A 19,006-nucleotide genomic window follows, 5' to 3' on the forward strand; every position below is an offset into this window, starting at 1 on the left:
CTATGCAAGAGCTGTGAAGGTGCTATAATAGTGTGGCAATTGATTCTAATACACTGAAAAAGAGATGATGAGCTTTGAATTCACCCGAACCCTATATACGACCCAAATCGACCTCAGCAGGCTTGCTGAATAAATATTTTACTGGTAACACGCTTGATTATAAGCAAATGATCGCGATTATTATTCCGATATTTGTGGATCAAGCTTTTATTATTTTGATGAGTCTGTTAAATACGGCCATGATCAGCTCCTCTGGAGTCGCTGCCGTCAGTGCGGTGAGCATGGTCGATTCCCTGAATATTTTCCTCATTAACGTATTTGTCGCCGTTGCGACGGGAGGAACCGTCATTGTTGCCCAGTACAAGGGCAGCGGCAATTCCCAGATGGCAGCCAAATCCGCTTCACAGGCTATATCCGCTGTCGCCATTCTATCGATATTCCTATGTGTACTCGTAATCGCTTTTCATACACCCATCTTAAATCTGTTATTTGGCGGAGCAGAAGCCGCTGTATTTGATAGTGCGAGGCTGTACCTGATCGGGAGCTGCTTGTCCTATCCTTTTATTGCCATATTCCAGGCAGTTACCGGTGTGCTGCGAGGTGTGGCGGAGACAAGACCGTGTCTTATTTTATCGCTTATCATGAACCTGACCTTTCTTGGGCTGAACATTCTGTTCATCACCGTGCTGGATATGGGTGTAATGGGCCTCATTATATCCATGCTGACGGCAAGAGTGATCGGGGCAGCAGCCTCGCTGTATTATCTCGTGAAGATCAATCAGTCCTTGCTGTTCCGTATCAAGAACTTATTGAAGCTTAATTTTTCCATTCTTAAGAAAATTATGACCGTCGGCATTCCGTTCGCCGCAGAGCAGATGTTCTTCAATGGTGGGAAGCTGCTAACGCAGACCTTTATTGTTCAGCTCGGGACGTTCGCCATTACAGCGAATGCCATTGCCGGCTCGATATCACTTGTGTTCCAGATCGGCGGCAGCGCGCTGAGCATCGCGATCGTCACGATCGTCGGGCAATGTATCGGCAACAAGAATACTGAGGATGCCCGCAAATTTATAAGATCTCTGCTCTGGCTGTCGAGCATCTTCTTCGTTGTCATTGCAGCCATCTTGCTGCCGTTGTTCCCGTTTGTGGTGCAGCTGTTCTCGCCGCCTGAGGAGATTGTGCCGATTATATTCGGCCTGACGCTGCTGATTGCTGTTGCGCAGCCATTTCTGTGGTCTACAAGCTTTATTCTACCTTCTGCGCTTCGTGCGGCAGGGGATTCCAATTTTACGTCCATGACATCACTTCTATCCATGTGGCTGCTGCGCATCGCTCTTGGCTATGTGCTTGGCATTACGCTAGGCTACGGTATCATGGGCGTGTGGATCGCGATGGTGGTTGAATGGGGCGTACGGGGCCTTATCTTCTGGCTAAGGTTCCGGGGCGAGAAGTGGTACAGCCGGAAGCTGATTTAAGTGAAAATACTCTTTGTCCATCCAAGCTGATGGGGAAGGAGTATTTTTTTGTATCCATTTATTGGAATAATTGTATCCTAATGATATAGATGTGCGTATTCAAAGTCTTGCGGATGGAGGTTGAGACATGAAATATATGGGTATCGCTGCTATGATTCTGCTGTTGCTGCTAACGGGGTGTACACAGACAGAAGAAGTTACTTTTGTAGGGGAGAGTGATCACTGGACAGGTAAATACAAGGCAATCATTGGGGAGTCACAGGAAGAGGGAGACTTCATATTTGAGTATAAGGCGGAGGAAAGGCAAGAGGTCCATTTTAATAAATTGGAGATTTATGCAGATGACAAGAGCCACATATTCAAGAGTAAGGATCACAATTCCAGGAGAGTCACGATGTCGAGTAGCTGCTCCAACTGTTCTGTAACTCGGAAGGAAGCTGAACTTCAGGTGAAGATTATATGGGATGGACATGAAGAATCATTTGTTATGAAGCATCAGCCATAAAATTTATGGAAATTGGGCTGGATCCTTTGTAAGGAAATGAGCTATTTAACGTAGAGGATCGGCTTGATTTGTTAATAAAAAGGGCGTCCTAGCCATGAAGTGCGATGTTTTTGACGACGGCCCCAGCCCTTTTAATGTCGCAATATGTCAATAGTTAGATAGTTTATCTCCTCTTTTTAATGTGCTAAATTAATATAGTTCGTTTTTTGAAATATATAGCTCTTTAAGGGGGATCTGCACCATTGGATTGGCAGGATATTTTGTTTAAATTTATCGGGGGATTAGGGATATTCCTGTTCGGTATTAAGTATATGTCGGACGGGCTGCAGAAATCAGCCGGCGATAAAATGCGCAGCATACTGGAGAAGTACACATCTAACCCTATTCTTGGTGTTCTGTTCGGTATTGGGGTCACTATTCTGATTCAGTCGTCTTCAGGGACGACCGTCATGGCCATTGGTCTTGTAAATGCAGGGCTGATGACACTTCGTCAGGCTATCGGTATTGTAATGGGTGCGAATATCGGAACAACGATGACTGCATTCATCGTCGGAATCAAGATTGATGAATATGCTCTACCCATTATTGCTGTGGGTGCCTTCTTCTTGTTCTTTATTAATAAGAAGCGCTACCAGTATATAGGTCAGGTGATTTTCGGATTCGGTACCTTGTTCCTTGGTCTATCGACCATGAGCGGAGGGCTTAAGCCTCTTCGGGAAATGCCAGTATTCACAGATTTCATGGTACAGCTGTCTGATCAGCCGATTCTCGGACTTATTGTCGGTACGGTCTTTACGATGATTGTTCAGAGTTCAAGCGCAACGATCGGAATCTTGCAGACGATTGCGGATGAGGGCATGATCAGCCTTCAAGGAGCGCTGCCGATTCTGTTCGGGGACAACATCGGTACGACAATTACTGCGGTTCTCGCATCGATTGGAGCTACAGTAGCGGCGAAGCGAACGGCGCTTGTCCATGTTATCTTTAACGTGGTTGGTTCGATCATCTTCCTTATTCTGCTTCCTGTGGTGCATACCGTCGTGCTCTGGATCGGAGAAGGGGTTAACATCCGAATGCAAATTGCATATGCACACGGTATATTCAACGTAACAAATACCCTCATCTTCCTGCCGCTCATTCCGGTACTGGCCTGGATCGTAACGAAAGCCGTTCCTGGTAAGATGCAGGAGATCCAGTTCAAGGCGATTTATCTGGATGACCGTTTGCTGGCAACTCCAGTCTTAGCGCTCGGACAAGCACAGCACGAAATTGTTCGCATGGGGCAATTCGCACGGGAGTCTTTGCAGGACGCAACAGGCTATTTCCTTAAGAAGGACAATAAGCTTGCCGAACTTGCGCTGCAAAAAGAAGAGCTTATTAATGAACTGAACCGTAAAATTACGGATTATATTATTAAGATTCATCAGAACAATGATGGACTGGGTGCAGGCGAAACAGAGAAAGCGACAGGCTGGTTCCAGACCGTCAGCGACATTGAACGGATTGGAGATCATGCAGAGAATATGGTCGAGCTTGCTGAATTTAGTATTACGAACAAGCTGGAATTCTCTAAAGAGGCTACAACTGAGCTGACCGAAATGATCGAAATCGCAGATCAGGCTGTGGAACAAGCACTTATCGCACTGGAGCATCAGAATGAAGATGCGGCACGCGCTGTTCTGGAGCATGAGAGTAAGCTGGACGAGCTTGAAGTGAAATTCCGTAAGAACCATATTCAGCGTTTGAATCGGAACCAGTGCTCTGGAGGTACAGGGGCAATCTATCTTGATATCCTGACCAACCTCGAGCGGATTGGAGATCATAGCAAGAATATCGCTCAATTTGTACTGCACGAACAGCACTAATTGTGCTTCGGTGTAACCTGTATTTTATTAAAAAATAGACTTTAAATAACGAAGTGTTCCTCTCATTAACTAATTAGGTTCGTGAGGAGGAGCACTTTTTTTGATGGATTGCGAAGTGAATACAAACGTTAATATCAGAGGGAAGAAGGATTTCTGAGGAGCTGAACCGAAGAACTGAAATTAGAATGAGCAATAGAAGTGGAGGCCCGGAAATTGAATATCGAACGGTATCATCTCGAAGAAATCCTGTCTGCATACGGAATAAAGAATCAGATCACAGATACACACGATTATATTAAGCAATATAGTGTCTCTGACACGCCTCGCGTAAAGGCGATTATCCGAGCGGATTTTATAGACCGTCCGTCTGTCGTCGTTAAGATGATTAAGCAGAAGGAGCATCCAAGATGGAAGATGGAGCAGCAAAGCATATTTTCAGAGCATATGAGAAGGAATGGAATTCTTACTCCAAAAAGATACATATCAAAGGAACAATACTGCATTTCTGTATGGATCGAAAATGTAGAGCTCGATGTAATCCTTGAAGATTACTTGGGAGAAGAAATCAGAACAATTGATGTAGAGACTGTAGGCAGAATAGGACAGCTCATGGCAAGGATGCACATCATTTCGGAAAGAGACGATTGTCACATCGATGCTGATTCGATCTTCAATGTTACGGGATATAACGAGGCCAGCGGCTACGAACGATTTAGAGAGCTCGGTGAAGCGGGATATCTTAATCAAGAGAAGTATGAACGAATTATTCAGCTGTATGAGGACCGAATGAATCGGATTCAAGCCATGTGGCCTGAACTTCCCAGGCATGCGACCCAGGGCGATTATTCTATAAACAATTTAGTATTGAGAGACGGAGCTGTGGGTATTTTTGACTACAATATTGCGGGTGACGAAACACTTGTTGGGGACTTGATCGTTGAAGGTCTTCTGGTCGCAAATGAAATGGATCTGGCAGAAGGACTAAGCACGGATGACCGTCCACAACTGTTTAATGCTTTTTATGATGGATACAGCAAGGTTAGACCGCTCCAGGAGCTGGAACAGGCAGTGGTAAAGGATGTCTATGCTGTTGTGGCTTCGATGTGGTTTACAACAATCAGATATGAGGAGGATTCATTGGAGTTTATGGTTGAAAGGCATGAGGTAGTGAAAATGGAAAGCATACTGGACCAAATGCTGGAGCTCCTATCGGAAGCAAAGTAACGATACATATAAGTTGAGCTTTAAATCATAGAAAGCCGCCGCTCCCCATAAATGCCATGAAGAGAGAGGCGGAATGTAAAACGACAGCGGATTAACAGTTAATATTTGATGTTCACCTTGAGAAGCGAGCTTCTTCTATGTGCAGCAGCACCGATGCTGCATGCAATTAGAAACTGGGCAGCGTAGTACGTTGCCATAATAAGGACACCCGCGTAAGGTATAGCTTCGACAAACCTGTTCCATGCCAGGATCGAATCCGAAATGACAAAGAGCAGGCTTCCGATACTGGCCCACACATTCCCTGTCATAACTGCAGACCAGAGCATAAGTGAAATGACGGTGACATACGCAATAACGGGAATGACCAGTCCTTTCAAATCGGCTGACATTGCAATATTTTGTGCAAGCTTGCCGCCCATAATCCAGGCGTAGATGCCGATGGGGATGATGCTCAACAGCCGAATCCAAGAGAAGCGCCATTGATTCAGAAATGCAGTCAGATAGAATAGATGACCGATCAGAAAAGCAAGCAGGCCGTATACGAACCATATTGGCAGCAGGCCGTCGCCCAGCATACAGAAGCACAAGCCGGCCAGCAGCAGAGCGTGTGCAGGACGCCGGTCAGTTGGCATGCGTAAGTAAGCATACAAAATGATAAGTGCCATCGGCAGCAGCTTGAAGAGCAATTTTACTTCAAATGGCTCTTCCGGAATGAAGAAGATATATAGTATGCTCGTGATTAGAATGAGTAGAGGCAGCAAGAGCTTCCTCCCGAAGTACATCATCTCAGAACACTCCTTATGAAAGGGTTTTAATAAGGCAAATCTGTAATCATCATATAGCAGATGGCAAGGAAAGTCATGGAAAAAGAATGATCTGAAGGCACTTAATTTCGATTACCCAAGGAGGAAAAGAGATGGAAACCGCTAAACTTCAAGTAACAGCACTGTTTGAAGCTCTAATCGCTGGAGACAAGGTGCGAGTATCAGAACTGCTGACGGAACAGCCGCAGCTCGCTAATGTAGAAAATGAAGATGGACTAACCCCGCTGGCTTATGCAGGGCATCTGGGATTTGAAGAAATCGTGCAGACATTATTGGCTCATGGGGCAGAGGTCAACGCTGTGACTCATTCCACAATTGCATACATCCCATCTAATACAGCTCTGCATGCGGCGATTGCCGGTGAGCGGAGTCTTAGCGTCATTAGGCTTCTTCTGTCCCATGGGGCAGATTCAGGTATTGTGGACAGCGATGGACAAACCCCGCTGCATTCGGCTGCGTTTCATACGGATCGCACGGAGATTGTTCAACTTCTGCTGGATCATGGTGCAGAAGTGAGCAAACGGGCAACAGATGGGGAGACGGCTCTTCAGATCGCAGAGAAGCAGGGGAACGAGAAGGTGGCAGCACTGCTGAAGCAAATGACAACACAGCTTCGAAATGAATAAGAGAAATAGGATCCGATGGATACAGGTAAATCTCATTCCTCTATGAGAAGCAGAGCAAGATGAAGCATAGCGTTCATTCATCTGCCTCTTTGCATAATTTAGGTGTAAATCTGCTGTAAATGACAAAAATCAGTGCAAATCTGCTGACTGTTTGATTTTACCCTGCTGCGACTATCCCGTATGATTTGATCAGAAACCAAGTTGCAGGAATAGAGCGGAGGGGATGGCGCATGAATGCCGTGGAGATTGAGCATTTGACCAAGCAGTACGGCAAGGCAAGAGGGATTATTGATGTGAGCTTCTCGATTGAAGAAGGTGAAATCTTTGGCTTTATCGGGCCAAACGGGGCAGGTAAATCAACAACGATTCGGACACTGCTTGCTCTCATCTATCCCACGAGCGGCACTGCCTCCATCTTCGGCAAGGACTGCATTCGTCACAGCGCGGAGATTAAGAAGGAGATCGGATATCTGCCTGCGGAGGTCTTTTATTACGATCATATGAGGGTTTTGGATCTGCTCAAATATTCGGCCAGCTTCTACAAGAAGGATTGTACGAAACGCATGAAGGAGCTCGCGGAGCGGATGGATCTGGACTTGAGCAAGAAGATTGAGAGCCTGTCACTGGGGAACAAGAAGAAGGTCGGCATCGTGCAAGGGCTTCTCCATAGTCCCCGGCTGCTCATTCTCGATGAGCCGACGAGCGGACTCGATCCGCTGATGCAGCACACGTTCTTTGAATTGCTGAAGGAGGAGAATGAACGGGGGGCGGCGATCCTATTTTCCTCCCATATCTTGAGCGAAGTCCAGCGGCTGTGTAACCGGGTTGCGATCATTAAAGAAGGACGAATCGTCACCGTGGAGAAGATCAGCGCACTGAAGGAGTCTAATTATAAAAAGTTTGCGATTGAAACGGCCGTTCCTCTAGACCCGCAGCAGCTGGATATAGACGGTGTAAGTCATATCACGGCGGAGGGGAGCATTACCCGGTTTTTGTTCAAGGGGAATTTGAATCAGATCCTGCAGAGGCTGGCCCATATTGAGATGGATAATCTATGGATCGAGGAGCCGAATCTCGAAGAAATCTTCATGCATTATTATGACAGGGAGGCTTGATTCGGGGTGAACATGTTTCTTTTTGAACTGAAATCTTACCGAAAATCACTGCTGATCTGGTCCTTGTCCATCATTGGTATCATGGTATTTCTGCTGTCCTTATTTCCATCCATCTCCAGAGAGTTTGATGCCTTTGCGCGCATTCTTGAGGGATATCCGGAACCGTTCAGGCAGGCGTTCGGTATTCAGATTGAAAGTATGGGTACGTTTCTCGGGTTCTACACTTATATATTGATGTACATTACGCTGTGCGGAGCCATCCAGGCCATGCTGCTTGGCATGTCGGTCGTATCCCGGGAAACCCGGGAGAGAACCGCCGATTTTCTCCTAACCAAGCCTGTGACGCGAACCAAGGTACTTACCTCCAAGCTGCTGGCTGCGGTCGCATCTATTCTGCTGACCAATGCGCTGTATCTTGCGGGGGCCTGGCTTATGGCGGAACAGCTTCAAACGGGTGCGTATGATGTCAAATTGTACTTCATGCTCTCGATGACCCTTCTGTTCGTGCAGCTGATGTTTGTTGGGATCGGTCTCCTCGTTTCCGTGCTGCTGCCGAGAATCAAAGCCATTCTTCCTGTATCGCTGACGACCGTGCTTGTTTTTTATATACTCGGGATGCTTGTGGCTGGAGACGAGGGAGGAATGAAGCGGTATTTGTCTCCGTTCAAGTATTTTGACACAAAAAAGGTCCTGGAGACGGCAAGCTATGAAGTACCCTACATGACGGCCGCAGCAGGGATCATGGTGATATGTACCGCTGTCTGTTATTACATTTATATAAGAAGAGATATTTCTGCCTAGCGTTACGGGAGGGGAAGTTCATGAACATATTTCGGAGAGAAATGAAGAGTTATCGGAAGTCCCTGCTGTTCTGGTGTATCGGCATTGTGCTTCTATTGGTGAGCGGGATGAACAAATACGAAGCGACGGCTGCCGGAGGGGAGCTGAACCAGGTGATTGCGGATATGCCCGAATCCCTTCAGGCTTTGATGGGGGCGGGAGCCTTTGATCTGTCGAAGGCCAGCGGGTATTATGGAGTGCTCATGTTGTACTTGTTCTTCGCCGTCACCATTCATGCCGTAACGCTCGGGGCCAGCATGATTGCCAAAGAAGAGCAGGAAAGAACGGCAGAATTCCTATTCACCAAGCCCTTGACCAGAAACGCGGTTATCACCGCAAAAATAACAGCTGCTCTGCTGCAGATCCTCATCCTTAACCTGGTCACTTGGGCATCGAGCGTTATGATTGTCAGCATGTACAATAACGGAGAGCAGGTAAATGACGATATTGCCGTTCTGATGATCGGGATGTTATTTCTACAGGTCATCTTCCTCCTCGTCGGAACAGCACTTGCCTCCGTATCCAAGCGTGTGAAGCAGGCGGCTGCTATCTCTTCCGGTATATTGCTCGCTGCGTTCATCTTATCCATTGCCATTGATCTGAATGAGAGACTTGAAGGTCTGAAGTATTTCACGCCGTTCAAGTATTTTGAGGCGAAGGAGATGATGTACGGGGGAGGATTCGATCTCATCTATGTCCTTCTGTCCGTGTTACTCATTGGAGTCCTGTTGGTCATCACCTATACGGCCTTCCGTAAGCGGGATTTGATGGTGTAGCCATGGAGATCCGATGGCATTAAGAAATTGCCTGTATAATCCAGTTATGTTATCATAACAATAGAAATAAGGACGGTCCGCTAAACCGTCCTCAGCACAATAGCTTGGTGGGAACTCCTCCGAGTGTGTTACTAAGTATCGAAGAAGTGACCCAGGCGCGAACCTAGAGGGTCAGGATGTAACCCTTAAGAAATTGCCTGTATAATCCAATTATGTTATCATAACAATAGAAATAAGGACGGATGGCGGTCCGTCCTCAGTACAATAGCTTGGTGGGTACTCCTCCGAGTAAAGCTAGAGCGGAAGAAGTGACCCAGGTGGCGAAACCTAAGGGGTCACTTCTTTTTTGAATCGATGTATGTCAGTAATGCTATGATAAAGCCAGCGAACAATAACATATCGGCAAAAGAGAAGTGCATGAGCCTCACCTCCTTTCCGGAGGAAGACCCGCCCACCTAGGCGTATCGTTCAACCCATATTATACCATGTTCCCTGAGAAATCAGGGCTTTTTTCTTACTTATATCTGAAGGTTTTAAGAAGCTACTTAATCAGAACTATTTCCTATTCGTGAAGGCTTTAAGACGGATTATTCATTATTTAGAAAAGGAAGTTCGCCTGATTCTCGTTCATTCAACTCATTGCTACTATATATTTATATTATATTAAACAAGTGGTGTAAGCCTATGACGATAATACGAGTTTCACCAGATCAGTTGATAACCCTTCTACCGGAACAAAGGTAAATGTAAACCCTGAAACAAAAGAAATTGTTGGTGTTCAACCAGGGAGTTTCAAGGATTAGAGAGGAGAACTAGGATGTTTAGAATTACGAACATTCAGCACAAGGAAAGTTCAGATCAAATTGAATGCACATTCACGCCGTCCGTTCAGAATTTTGATATTATAACACCATTTATGTCGGACGATTGCAGGCCTTATCAAATTGATGGTGGAGGATGTATCTGGGTAAGAAGAGGGATTAATAGTTGAGGTGGAATTTGGAATTTATTTATTCCAAAGTTATAGAGGAGCCATACTCATATAAGGTAGAACAACAGATAAGCGGTATACTTAGATTTGAAGTTGAACCTTCGTTCAATTATGCTGGGACCATGATCCAGATCTACAAGCAAACTTACATGGTTTGGTTTAAGGAAGCTCCTTTCGTGGATCTAACGATCTCACATGGTCCAATGGACTATTTAATTTCTGACGAGAGGCTTTGTGGTATTTTTGTGAGAAATTATTTAACAATTGAATAAAATGATGTTAAAACTATTTATACGAGGGCTGTAACCAAAATGTATACGTTAATAGATATGCATGGTTGTTAGGGAAGTGATCATGAACTATATAACGAATTAGAATTCATTTACTAGAGGAAATGTTACTTAGCAAGATACAATAGTTGTTTATACTTAACAGTATTACCTCTGTTTTTTGTTTAAAGTTGAGATTTCGCATATCCAGTTATGTTATCGTAACAATAGAAATAAGGACGGATGACGGTCCATCCGTAGGTAACAATAGCTTGGTGGGAACTCCTCCGAGTGATGTTATAAGTCGCAAGAAGTGACCCGGTGGCTAAACCTAAAGTGGTCACTTCTTTTTTTATCGATATATAAATTTAGTAACGCTATTATATAGCCAGAGAACAGTAAACATATCGGCAAATACCTAAGTACATAGATAAATACATTTAATACCATATATTACTTTAATAGTTTTTTTTATTTCTAAAGACTGATTGTAAAGGAAGTGCGATACTTAGTTATCTAAAAACCAGTGAACTCGAGGTATAACAGACAATTTATTGCCAATTTAAGTGAGTAAATCTTAGTTATGTCCAGCTTTTAAATAGAGCTTAGACCAAATGGAATGTACAATGATTCATATGAAGAAATCTTTTCTGAGTTAGATTAGTTCTATAAGAAAAAAATCCTTTTTTGCTATTTATCTATTTAATCAATATATTTACGCTCTCCAAAAGGAATTGACGATTCGGATAAGTATATGCTTTAATCATACAAGAACAATTGTTCTTTTGTTTATTAATAAAAATTGATTGTAACAATGTTCTTTGTCAAAGAAAGGCAGGTTAACCAGTAATGGGGGCATATAGTATAGTTTCACTTTTTTCTGGAGCTGGTTTCCTTGATTTCGGCTTTAGTGAAAATGGCTTCGATATCATACAAGGGTTTGAACTTGTACCAGAATTTGCTCAAGCTAATAATTTTAATCACCAGCTAAGATACAATCACAATGAAATCATAATACATGCTGCTGATATTACAACAATTGATCCTCAAAATATCCTCAAAACAGACGGTATAATTGGCGGACCTCCATGTCAAGATTTTTCTATCGGAAATTCTAAAAATCCTGGAGTAACTGGAACAAGAGGTAAATTAGTTTGGGATTTTTTAAGGAAGATACAGTATTTAGAACCTAATTTTTTTCTTTTTGAAAATGTCCAAGCTCTTTTCAAAACAAAAAAACATCGTGAAGAAGCACTTGAGCCTATGATAATGCAATTTAAAGAGATGGGTTATGAAGTGTATTTCAAAGTTCTAAATACACTAGAATATGGAATTCCTCAAGATAGATCAAGAGTTTTTATAGTGGGGATTAAATCCAATATTATTAGAACTTTGCAATCAAACGGACTGCCTACTTTTCAATGGCCGCAACCATCATATTTAAATCCCAAAAAAAAATATCCTTGGCCTGACACACTGGATTTTGGTAACTCGTTAAATAAAGAAGATTTTATAAATGGTGAAATTCCTTATGAATTAACTGTTCATTCAGTTATCGGTGATGAACAAGAACTGCAATACTTGCATAACCATGTATCCTTCAGACCCTATTCGGGGAGATTTGCTACTGTACAGGAAGGTGATGTAAGAAGGAAATCTTTTAAGAGACTTCATCGATTTCGCTATAGTCCTACTGTTGCTTATGGAAATAATGAGGTTCATTTACACCCTACATTAGCTAGGCGTCTAACTGTACGTGAAGCATTAAGACTTCAGTCTGTACCTGATTGGTACAGATTTAGAGAAAATACGCCATTAGACAAAATGTTCAAGATGGTAGGTAACGGAGTGGCATACCGATTGGCTGAGCTATTAGCAATACAAATCAAATTAGTTTTGGATAATTATGAGAACCTTAAGAAATAGATTATTACCATTAAAGAAGTGGAATAGAGTCAGGAGACTTATTCCACTTCTTTGCTTCCAAATTATAATACTGTAATTATTCTTCCTCTTCGTCTTCTTCGACTGTGGAATAATCGTTATCATTGGATTGTAAGTTATCGATAACTTTTTCAATATGTTTAAGAGCTTCTTGAGTATATGGTTTTGCTTTAATGCAATGTTTCATCAAAATTTCAAATCTGATAACTCTATTACTTAGTTTGTTTACCCCTTCTGATGATGCGAGTTTATATTTCTTAATGGCTTCAAATAATTCACTGTGAAGACTTTCTTCAAAAGTTAGATCCATTCCGTTTTTAAATTTGTTGTATACTCGTACAAACGAATTGAATGTTGATACAATATTGTCCGTTAGATCTATTTTATTTTCAATAACTTCTAATCCAACACAAAACATCGTATACATTTGTGATTTCTTATTAAGAAATGAAATAGAGTCCTTACTTTTAAATGCATCAATAACATCCATTATTAAATTAACCAATTTTATATTATTATCTTTGTCAAGATATTCGTATTTTAGATCATCATATGTTTCATTTAATTTTTTACTAGAAGTCTGATCTACTATACCCTCTCGAACTAGAATGATTATATTGCTGCAATATTCAATATCTTTCATTCGTTTAATATCTGAGGCACTGAAAACTTTATGTTTTTCCCAGAATTCATCGTTCGCTAATTCCTTGGATACATTTCCGAATTCATTATCCAGACTATTTCTTTTTTCTTGTTCATTTAGACTATAGTCCGTTAAATTTAATCTATAAAACATATGTTTTATATCTTGTATAGTGCATTTCCTATCAATGTTCACTATTGAAATATTATACATCCATATATTTTTTTTGAGTTCAGGAGATAGCTCTGAAAATTTTTTATTAGTAAATTCTCCTCTCACATCAGGTTCTGAGAGTAAGTACCTTTCTTGAAGTTTGTACTCACCAGAAATAAAATCTATTATTGCATTTATCCTTTGTTGACCATCTACGATATGAGTAACCGTATCGCCTGTATCAGGATTTATTTCAGCCGGCCATAAGAAGATCTCGGGAATTATCCAGTTTAGGAGGATAGTTTCAATCAAACGAACATTATCTCTTTTCATCCACACTTTTCTTCTTTGATAAGAATTATCAATTACTAATTTCTCATCCTTAAAATCATCATATATTTCTTTGATATTTAATGTGTTTCTTTGGAATTTAAATTGCATCGATTGTCACCTTTTCTTTCATACTCTCTATTGAATTTAAATTATATTCCTCGAAGTCTTCCCAACTTCGATAAATCCTATAAGTTATATCATGTTTTAAGTATAATTTGGTTCTTAATAATCTGTTAGAATTGTTACATAAATTGTTCCATTCCTTTCGGCAGGCTTCAATTTCCCTTAAGTTTCTCTCATTTATGTAACCTCGATATATCTCCCTTGATATAAAAGAGTAAACTCTATTATATTTGACACTGTATGCCTTCCTATAAAGATCCCAGAAATATTTAAAAAGGTCTTGTGATATAACTGCAATATCTATGTCAGATTTGTTATCGCTTTCGGAGTTTTGTTGAAATGATTTAAAATTTTTCTTTGGAGATAAGCTATATCCGACTTTACCGCTACCTACCATCATTACATTGTTGAAACTCACCCCTATATTCGAACTCACTATATCTTTAAATTCGTCAATAATTTGCAATAATTCGGTTTCAGGGATATTTAGAACTTCGCTGAAATACCAATTGTATGATTTCACAATATATTTCATATAGAAATGTCTGACATCTAGTTGTTCCAAGTCTCTTTTTATTTCTTGTAATGAATAGCTCATATAAGTATCAAGTCCTTAAGTATAGTTTTCAATAATATTTCCTTGTGCTTTTATGTTCTTTTAATGAATGCATTCCCCTCTAATTAGATTAGTTATCTCAAAAAAATCTATTTCTTTACGGAATAGCTAACCTAAATATATCATGCAAACAATATATGTTTAAAGGTTTTAAAAAAATTACCTTTGATTTATCTTTCAGATTTCAAAGTCCATTGCCGAGAATGACTACATATCTTTGATGCCAAGTATCGGATCGATCCTGCCTATGAAGGCTCCTATTATTATGAGAAGTATAAGCAGCCCGGGCCGGTGGAGGAGGATATTAATACGATGCACCGCTATCGGGATGCGATTGTCTACAGTGAGGGTGGGCAGGAGCTAGAGCGTAGTATGTTTGGTGCTTACGTGCTTTTTCCATATCATGATGAGCAGAATTACCAAGAGCATAAATTCTATAAGAGCATTGAGATGGTCAACGTCGGTGCCTTTCCCTTCTTGCCGAATGCGACGGAGCTGATGAATAAGTTCTTGGAAGAGATTATTATGGATAGCCCGGAAAAAGCATATGAGAGGTCTACGAGACCTCGTGGTACGCAGGGGTACTATAAAAACAAGCTTGCGGGCAAGAATGTACTCGTTGGATCGTTGAGAGAAGTGGCTCAATTAGAGAGTTCATTAAAGTACAAGTACTACCACCTCCCTCTGGAAAATATCTCAGATCACAAAATCCTTACACAAATTGAATACGTAGCTGTATATCAATCCAAAGGAAAATTTGCGGACACGGGTGAAACCGGGATTCATTACGTTGGCAAAGTGAAGGATTGGAAAGTGCTGAGAAGAGGCGAGATCAAGGAACGTCCTGCCCGCAAAGGTACGGAGAACCAGCTGTATGTAAAGTTCACGATCGAGGAATGGACGAAGCGACCAGAGCCGATTGTATCCGGTGGACTTGGAATCTACAGGCTATTGTATACCTCCAAGTACATCTTTGACCGGGCAACCGAGATTGCTGAACTGAGACTGGAAACGGAAGAGCAGTTAAGAGAATGGCGGGAGAAGAGGCGTCTGGGTACCGTGAAGGTGGAGCTGGATCATACACAGGTGGACTTGGCTCAGCAGGTTAGAGATATCCGATTGGATGAATAGGCAGGGGAAGCCATTTTAGCTTCCATGGTAAGGACTTGATCTTTACAACACCTTGATAGGCATCGTGCCTTTCAAGGTGTTTTTTTACTGGGCAGGCCATTATAAGTTGGTAAAGAATTTATTAAATGCTAATGGAGATGTAGTATCGGAAGGTAGAGGATTTGGCGAAGAATATTAATGTAACGTAGAATATCATTAGTACTATAATTTAGGACGGTGATCAACATGATCGAAGTAGCTGCAGCCATAATTGAAGACACGGATGGTCGTATCCTCATCGCACTTAGACGAGAAGGGAAGTCTCAAGCGGGTTTATGGGAGTTCCCAGGTGGCAAGATTGAAGCGGGTGAATCGCCCGAGGATTGCTTAGTAAGAGAGCTGCAGGAAGAGATGAAGATTGAAATTGAGCCATATGCTTTTTTTGCAGTAAATGAGCATGCATATGAAACGGTGACGATTCGACTTATTGCATATAGAGCAAAAATGCTGGGAGGAACCATTCGGTTATCTGATCACGATGAATACAGATGGGTACAAGCAGGGGAACTGACACAGTATCTATTCGCTCCAGCAGATATCCCTTTTGTCGAACAATTATCTGCTCATTAATGAAGGTCTTCCGTATGAATCGAAATGATTAATGAAAGGACATGGGTACCTTTTCCATAGGGCGATATATAAGTAAAATTATACCTATCTATTAAATGGAGAGGTAGCTTATGACAAGAATCAAAGTTCCTATCGATGTGCTGTTATCGGTATCTGATCAATTCGACAATGCATCTAACCAGCTTAAGATGATCAATGAGAACCTTCTCCGGCAAATTTTTATGCTGATGTCCAATTGGTATGGTCAGAGAGGGACGGCGTTTCAAACGGATTTTAAGACAGCGTATGAACAGATGAATGTAACTATAGAGCGTATGCATGTGATCAGCCAAGAACTCAAAGGAATTGCCGTTCGCTTCATGGATGCGGATCAGCTGCAGGATTTTATGGGAGAACAGCGGATGGAGCTCTTCGCTAAACTAAGTACGACAAACAACGTTAGCGAACCACCTAAATCATTCTTGGAAAAAGCGGGAGACGTCGCAGCGGATTTTGGCAGTGGGGTTAAAAAGGGCCTTGGTGACTTGGGGGATTCATTAAAAGACACAGCGACTAACTTATACGAGGATCCGATAGGGACGCTGGGTGACATGGCATATAACGCTACTATAGGAACGGCAGAAGACATAAAAGGTGCTGTTGTATGGGGCAACGATATGGTCATGGATGATGAGAAGCGAGAAGCATTCTGGGACGGCACACAGGCCAAAATCCAGGAATCCGGCGGTTTTCCTAACTATTTAGGTGAACAGGCAGCGGTTGTTTTAGGTTCAGCAGCAATTAGTAGAGTTGGAATTAAGGGAGGTTCGAAGTTAAAGCACGAATCAGATAAAGCTGTTGAGAAGGCAGATGAAGGTTTACGTAAAACAGGAGCATCCAACTCGTCATTTAATGGTCAGTCAGGACAAGGTTTAGGTAAACTAGAAGGTAAAGAACTAAATGTAACACAAAAAGGATTAAATATTGTCAAAGAGCACCTTTCTCAGAATTTTGGGGATTATCCTGAGAATTCAGCAATGATTGAGAGGCTTGAAGATGCATTAGTTAACAAGAAAAAAATATCTGGTGCAGACGCTAGCTTTTACATGCATGAAGTCTCTGAATCAACAATAATGAAAAAAGGAATCGATTATGATACTGCTCATGAGATGGCACTTGAAAAATACGAAGTTTCTAGATTCAGTGTGTATCATCCTGATGTTATTAAGTCTATGCCAGATATATTTAATAAAAACTGGAGAAAATTTTGGGGGTTAGATGAATGATAATATTGGATAATTTAGGTCGATTCCAACGAGGGAGAATATGGATAAACGATGTACCTGAAATTAAATATAAGGAAATAAATAAATTAACTTCAGCTGTTGAAGTTAAAGAAATTATCAATATGAAACCTTGCAGAATGGCCCTCGAACTCTTGCTTTCTCGTCGTGATATTAGTAACTATGCATTCTTAGGTGTTAAATATACTCCTAATAAAGAAAAGAACTTGAATATCAGTGTCTATGTTAGTGAAGACGAAGGGGAAATACTAGATGATAATATAGCTATGAAATCAGATAATGTTTTCATTGGAATACCTAATGAGTACGCTGAGACAGTACTAAGTACTGCAAATAAGGTTATAGAAGGTTTACCTCAGTTTTCAAGTGGTAATTTAGAATTTTATATTGGTGCTCACGGTGAAGTAGGCTCCAGTAAATTGTCGTTTTCAAAAGTAACTGAGCTAATTATAAAACTGTTGGTAATTGAGCCTGAAGGAATTAAGAGTCTAAATCAAATAGAAGAATTAATAAGTAATGAATCATTAGTGGTTTAAAGAGTACAATATCTTATCAACTAATTCTAAGCATAGTTAATTTATATTATATCTTCTCGTTTTATAAAGCTTATTCCAACTAAAGTTAGGAATAAGCTTTCTCATTTCAAAAACAGTTAGATCATTCATAAGATTATATTGAAAAATTAAGAGAGAAATTTAGATTAAAAAGGAGATAATCGAACTTATGTCTCTAGATAAATATAAAAAAATGACGCCAGAAGAATTTAAGAGTTTAAACGACGAAGAGTTTGAAGAATGTTTAAAATTGAGACAAGAAGATTTTCCAAGACATCATCGTAAACTAGAAGAAATCACGGTAAATACCGTATTAACCCCAAGAGAAGCCATTGATATCGCTAAAAGATATCATCAAGAGCATGGATTAGATGGAACGGTTGATGAACGAACAGAAAGCTTACTCTTTGATGAAGCCTATACATTTAGGATAAACCCGGATGATAGAGAGAATGATGATATACGGCCAGCTTGGAGAGTAACGGTTGATCTTGAACCTAATCCATTTTTATTTGAGGATTATACTCTAATAGTATCAGATCCTGATAAGGCAGTAATGGGTATGTTAGATGCTAATGGACATCCAGTATCGGAAGGTGATGATTCCACAGGCATTATGAGTGACGAAGACCAGGAAAAGAGGTAGATCCCTATTGGCGTGCCAGAAGCCCCACTGTTTGCTTAGAATTTAATGTGGGTCACCTGAATATTATTGCCTTCAGAACCTTTAAAGAAATAATAAGAGGAGAATATACATGGGATATGATCCTTTAATAAAAGCGTTAAAACAGTATAAAGATTGTGACTTGATAATAGAGTGGGATAGTGGGTTGAAAGTTATTGGTGAACCAGACACACTCTTTGAAACTGACAATGGGCTGGATGACGATGATGTGAATTATACCGAATACTATGCAGTAACATTTCAAGTAAATGATATTTTAGAGCATCCTAGTGAAAAAAGTAGTTTATATAATTGGTTATTACAAAAGAAAGGTTCATTAATCGAAATTTCTCTTTATGATGATCCGCCAATTGCAGTTTCTTTATCTGATGGACAAAGTGTATGGAAAAGGGAAATTCAAAAATAAAACACTTTAAACATAT

At 41.1% G+C, this 19,006-nt stretch carries 20 protein-coding genes; 16 read left to right on the top strand and 4 right to left on the bottom strand.

The features are described 5' to 3' along the window. Positions 1-167 precede the first annotated feature (167 nt). The 4 genes from BLW49_RS20435 (at position 168) to BLW49_RS20450 (ending at position 5,069) form a co-directional block, all read left to right on the top strand. Positions 168-1,475: an MATE family efflux transporter gene (locus tag BLW49_RS20435; protein WP_090726746.1), complete on the top strand. Its 1,308-nt coding sequence runs from the start codon at positions 168-170 to the stop codon at positions 1,473-1,475. Positions 1,476-1,602: 127 nt separating this feature from the next. After that, positions 1,603-1,980 (top strand): hypothetical protein, encoded by a 378-nt coding sequence (locus BLW49_RS20440; protein ID WP_090726575.1) that lies wholly within the window; start codon positions 1,603-1,605, stop codon positions 1,978-1,980. A gap of 242 nt (positions 1,981-2,222) precedes the next feature. Beyond that, positions 2,223-3,845 carry a Na/Pi cotransporter family protein gene (locus BLW49_RS20445; RefSeq protein WP_090726577.1) on the top strand — a complete coding sequence of 541 codons (1,623 nt, stop codon included), beginning with the start codon at positions 2,223-2,225 and terminating at the stop codon, positions 3,843-3,845. 213 nt (positions 3,846-4,058) lie between these two features. Beyond that, entirely contained in the window at positions 4,059-5,069 is a 1,011-nt protein-coding gene (locus tag BLW49_RS20450; protein ID WP_090726579.1) for a protein kinase family protein, read from the top strand. 98 nt (positions 5,070-5,167) lie between these two features. Here BLW49_RS20450 and BLW49_RS20455 read toward each other — a convergent pair whose 3' ends face one another. Further along, positions 5,168-5,854, bottom strand: coding sequence for a lysoplasmalogenase (locus BLW49_RS20455; RefSeq protein ID WP_090726581.1), 687 nt, complete (start codon positions 5,852-5,854; stop codon positions 5,168-5,170). 131 nt (positions 5,855-5,985) lie between these two features. Here BLW49_RS20455 and BLW49_RS20460 point away from each other — a divergent pair, with 131 nt between their 5' ends. The 4 genes from BLW49_RS20460 (at position 5,986) to BLW49_RS20475 (ending at position 9,250) form a co-directional block, all read left to right on the top strand. Continuing rightward, positions 5,986-6,519: an ankyrin repeat domain-containing protein gene (locus tag BLW49_RS20460; protein WP_090726583.1), complete on the top strand. Its 534-nt coding sequence runs from the start codon at positions 5,986-5,988 to the stop codon at positions 6,517-6,519. 230 nt (positions 6,520-6,749) lie between these two features. Next, the gene (locus tag BLW49_RS20465) at positions 6,750-7,634 is read left to right on the top strand and encodes an ABC transporter ATP-binding protein (protein ID WP_090726584.1); all 885 of its coding nucleotides are present in this window, start codon (positions 6,750-6,752) and stop codon (positions 7,632-7,634) included. A gap of 12 nt (positions 7,635-7,646) precedes the next feature. Next, positions 7,647-8,435 (top strand): ABC transporter permease subunit, encoded by a 789-nt coding sequence (locus tag BLW49_RS20470; RefSeq protein WP_256209880.1) that lies wholly within the window; start codon positions 7,647-7,649, stop codon positions 8,433-8,435. Between the two features lie 20 nt (positions 8,436-8,455). After that, on the top strand, positions 8,456-9,250 hold the full coding sequence (locus BLW49_RS20475) for an ABC transporter permease subunit (RefSeq protein ID WP_090726588.1): 795 nt from the start codon (positions 8,456-8,458) through the stop codon (positions 9,248-9,250). 335 nt (positions 9,251-9,585) lie between these two features. Here BLW49_RS20475 and BLW49_RS29530 read toward each other — a convergent pair whose 3' ends face one another. Then, a complete protein-coding gene (locus BLW49_RS29530) occupies positions 9,586-9,669 on the bottom strand; it encodes a putative holin-like toxin (RefSeq protein ID WP_370510365.1) in 84 nt (27 codons plus the stop codon). A gap of 568 nt (positions 9,670-10,237) precedes the next feature. On the opposite strand from BLW49_RS29530, the gene BLW49_RS20480 reads away from it, so the two are divergent. After that, complete coding sequence (locus BLW49_RS20480) at positions 10,238-10,513, top strand: hypothetical protein (RefSeq protein ID WP_090726589.1); 276 nt, start codon at positions 10,238-10,240, stop codon at positions 10,511-10,513. An 846-nt stretch (positions 10,514-11,359) separates the two neighbouring features. Beyond that, positions 11,360-12,436 (top strand): DNA cytosine methyltransferase, encoded by a 1,077-nt coding sequence (locus BLW49_RS20485; RefSeq protein WP_090726591.1) that lies wholly within the window; start codon positions 11,360-11,362, stop codon positions 12,434-12,436. Between the two features lie 76 nt (positions 12,437-12,512). Here the strand turns inward: BLW49_RS20485 and BLW49_RS20490 are convergent, their stop codons facing one another. Together BLW49_RS20490 and BLW49_RS20495 are read right to left on the bottom strand one after the other, a co-directional pair. Beyond that, positions 12,513-13,691: a DUF262 domain-containing protein gene (locus tag BLW49_RS20490; protein ID WP_090726593.1), complete on the bottom strand. Its 1,179-nt coding sequence runs from the start codon at positions 13,689-13,691 to the stop codon at positions 12,513-12,515. Further along, positions 13,681-14,304 (bottom strand): hypothetical protein, encoded by a 624-nt coding sequence (locus BLW49_RS20495; RefSeq protein WP_090726595.1) that lies wholly within the window; start codon positions 14,302-14,304, stop codon positions 13,681-13,683. Before BLW49_RS20495 ends, BLW49_RS20490 begins: the two co-directional genes overlap by 11 nt. Positions 14,305-14,535: 231 nt before the next feature. On the opposite strand from BLW49_RS20495, the gene BLW49_RS20500 reads away from it, so the two are divergent. The 6 genes from BLW49_RS20500 to BLW49_RS20525 all read left to right on the top strand — a co-directional run bounded on the left by BLW49_RS20500 (position 14,536) and on the right by BLW49_RS20525 (position 18,990). Further along, entirely contained in the window at positions 14,536-15,453 is a 918-nt protein-coding gene (locus BLW49_RS20500; RefSeq protein ID WP_090726597.1) for a nuclease domain-containing protein, read from the top strand. A gap of 225 nt (positions 15,454-15,678) precedes the next feature. Continuing rightward, on the top strand, positions 15,679-16,062 hold the full coding sequence (locus BLW49_RS20505; protein WP_090726598.1) for a (deoxy)nucleoside triphosphate pyrophosphohydrolase: 384 nt from the start codon (positions 15,679-15,681) through the stop codon (positions 16,060-16,062). Between the two features lie 110 nt (positions 16,063-16,172). Then, positions 16,173-17,327: a WXG100 family type VII secretion target gene (locus BLW49_RS20510; protein WP_090726599.1), complete on the top strand. Its 1,155-nt coding sequence runs from the start codon at positions 16,173-16,175 to the stop codon at positions 17,325-17,327. Then, on the top strand, positions 17,324-17,881 hold the full coding sequence (locus BLW49_RS20515; RefSeq protein ID WP_090726601.1) for a hypothetical protein: 558 nt from the start codon (positions 17,324-17,326) through the stop codon (positions 17,879-17,881). Before BLW49_RS20510 ends, BLW49_RS20515 begins: the two co-directional genes overlap by 4 nt. 187 nt (positions 17,882-18,068) lie before the next feature. Further along, positions 18,069-18,545 (top strand): hypothetical protein, encoded by a 477-nt coding sequence (locus BLW49_RS20520; protein ID WP_090726603.1) that lies wholly within the window; start codon positions 18,069-18,071, stop codon positions 18,543-18,545. Positions 18,546-18,654: 109 nt separating this feature from the next. Next, the gene (locus BLW49_RS20525; RefSeq protein WP_090726605.1) at positions 18,655-18,990 is read left to right on the top strand and encodes a hypothetical protein; all 336 of its coding nucleotides are present in this window, start codon (positions 18,655-18,657) and stop codon (positions 18,988-18,990) included. The last annotated feature ends 16 nt before the right edge of the window (positions 18,991-19,006 follow it).

Origin of the sequence: Paenibacillus sp. PDC88 (genome assembly GCF_900106725.1) — a bacterium.
GTDB lineage: Bacteria > Bacillota > Bacilli > Paenibacillales > Paenibacillaceae > Paenibacillus > Paenibacillus shunpengii.

What these genes read in the sequence shown, in the direction of transcription:
- BLW49_RS20465 (WP_090726584.1), top strand. Translation starts at nt 6,750, where the DNA reads ATGAATGCCGTGGAGATTGAGCATTTGACCAAGCAGTACGGCAAGGCA.
- BLW49_RS20515 (WP_090726601.1), top strand. Translation starts at nt 17,324, where the DNA reads ATGATAATATTGGATAATTTAGGTCGATTCCAACGAGGGAGAATATGG.
- BLW49_RS20440 (WP_090726575.1), top strand. Translation starts at nt 1,603, where the DNA reads ATGAAATATATGGGTATCGCTGCTATGATTCTGCTGTTGCTGCTAACG.
- BLW49_RS20485 (WP_090726591.1), top strand. Translation starts at nt 11,360, where the DNA reads ATGGGGGCATATAGTATAGTTTCACTTTTTTCTGGAGCTGGTTTCCTT.
- BLW49_RS20460 (WP_090726583.1), top strand. Translation starts at nt 5,986, where the DNA reads ATGGAAACCGCTAAACTTCAAGTAACAGCACTGTTTGAAGCTCTAATC.
- BLW49_RS29530 (WP_370510365.1), bottom strand. Translation starts at nt 9,669, where the DNA reads ATGCACTTCTCTTTTGCCGATATGTTATTGTTCGCTGGCTTTATCATA.
- BLW49_RS20525 (WP_090726605.1), top strand. Translation starts at nt 18,655, where the DNA reads ATGGGATATGATCCTTTAATAAAAGCGTTAAAACAGTATAAAGATTGT.
- BLW49_RS20505 (WP_090726598.1), top strand. Translation starts at nt 15,679, where the DNA reads ATGATCGAAGTAGCTGCAGCCATAATTGAAGACACGGATGGTCGTATC.
- BLW49_RS20490 (WP_090726593.1), bottom strand. Translation starts at nt 13,691, where the DNA reads ATGCAATTTAAATTCCAAAGAAACACATTAAATATCAAAGAAATATAT.
- BLW49_RS20455 (WP_090726581.1), bottom strand. Translation starts at nt 5,854, where the DNA reads ATGATGTACTTCGGGAGGAAGCTCTTGCTGCCTCTACTCATTCTAATC.
- BLW49_RS20520 (WP_090726603.1), top strand. Translation starts at nt 18,069, where the DNA reads ATGTCTCTAGATAAATATAAAAAAATGACGCCAGAAGAATTTAAGAGT.
- BLW49_RS20510 (WP_090726599.1), top strand. Translation starts at nt 16,173, where the DNA reads ATGACAAGAATCAAAGTTCCTATCGATGTGCTGTTATCGGTATCTGAT.
- BLW49_RS20495 (WP_090726595.1), bottom strand. Translation starts at nt 14,304, where the DNA reads ATGAGCTATTCATTACAAGAAATAAAAAGAGACTTGGAACAACTAGAT.
- BLW49_RS20475 (WP_090726588.1), top strand. Translation starts at nt 8,456, where the DNA reads ATGAACATATTTCGGAGAGAAATGAAGAGTTATCGGAAGTCCCTGCTG.
- BLW49_RS20435 (WP_090726746.1), top strand. Translation starts at nt 168, where the DNA reads ATGATCGCGATTATTATTCCGATATTTGTGGATCAAGCTTTTATTATT.
- BLW49_RS20470 (WP_256209880.1), top strand. Translation starts at nt 7,647, where the DNA reads ATGTTTCTTTTTGAACTGAAATCTTACCGAAAATCACTGCTGATCTGG.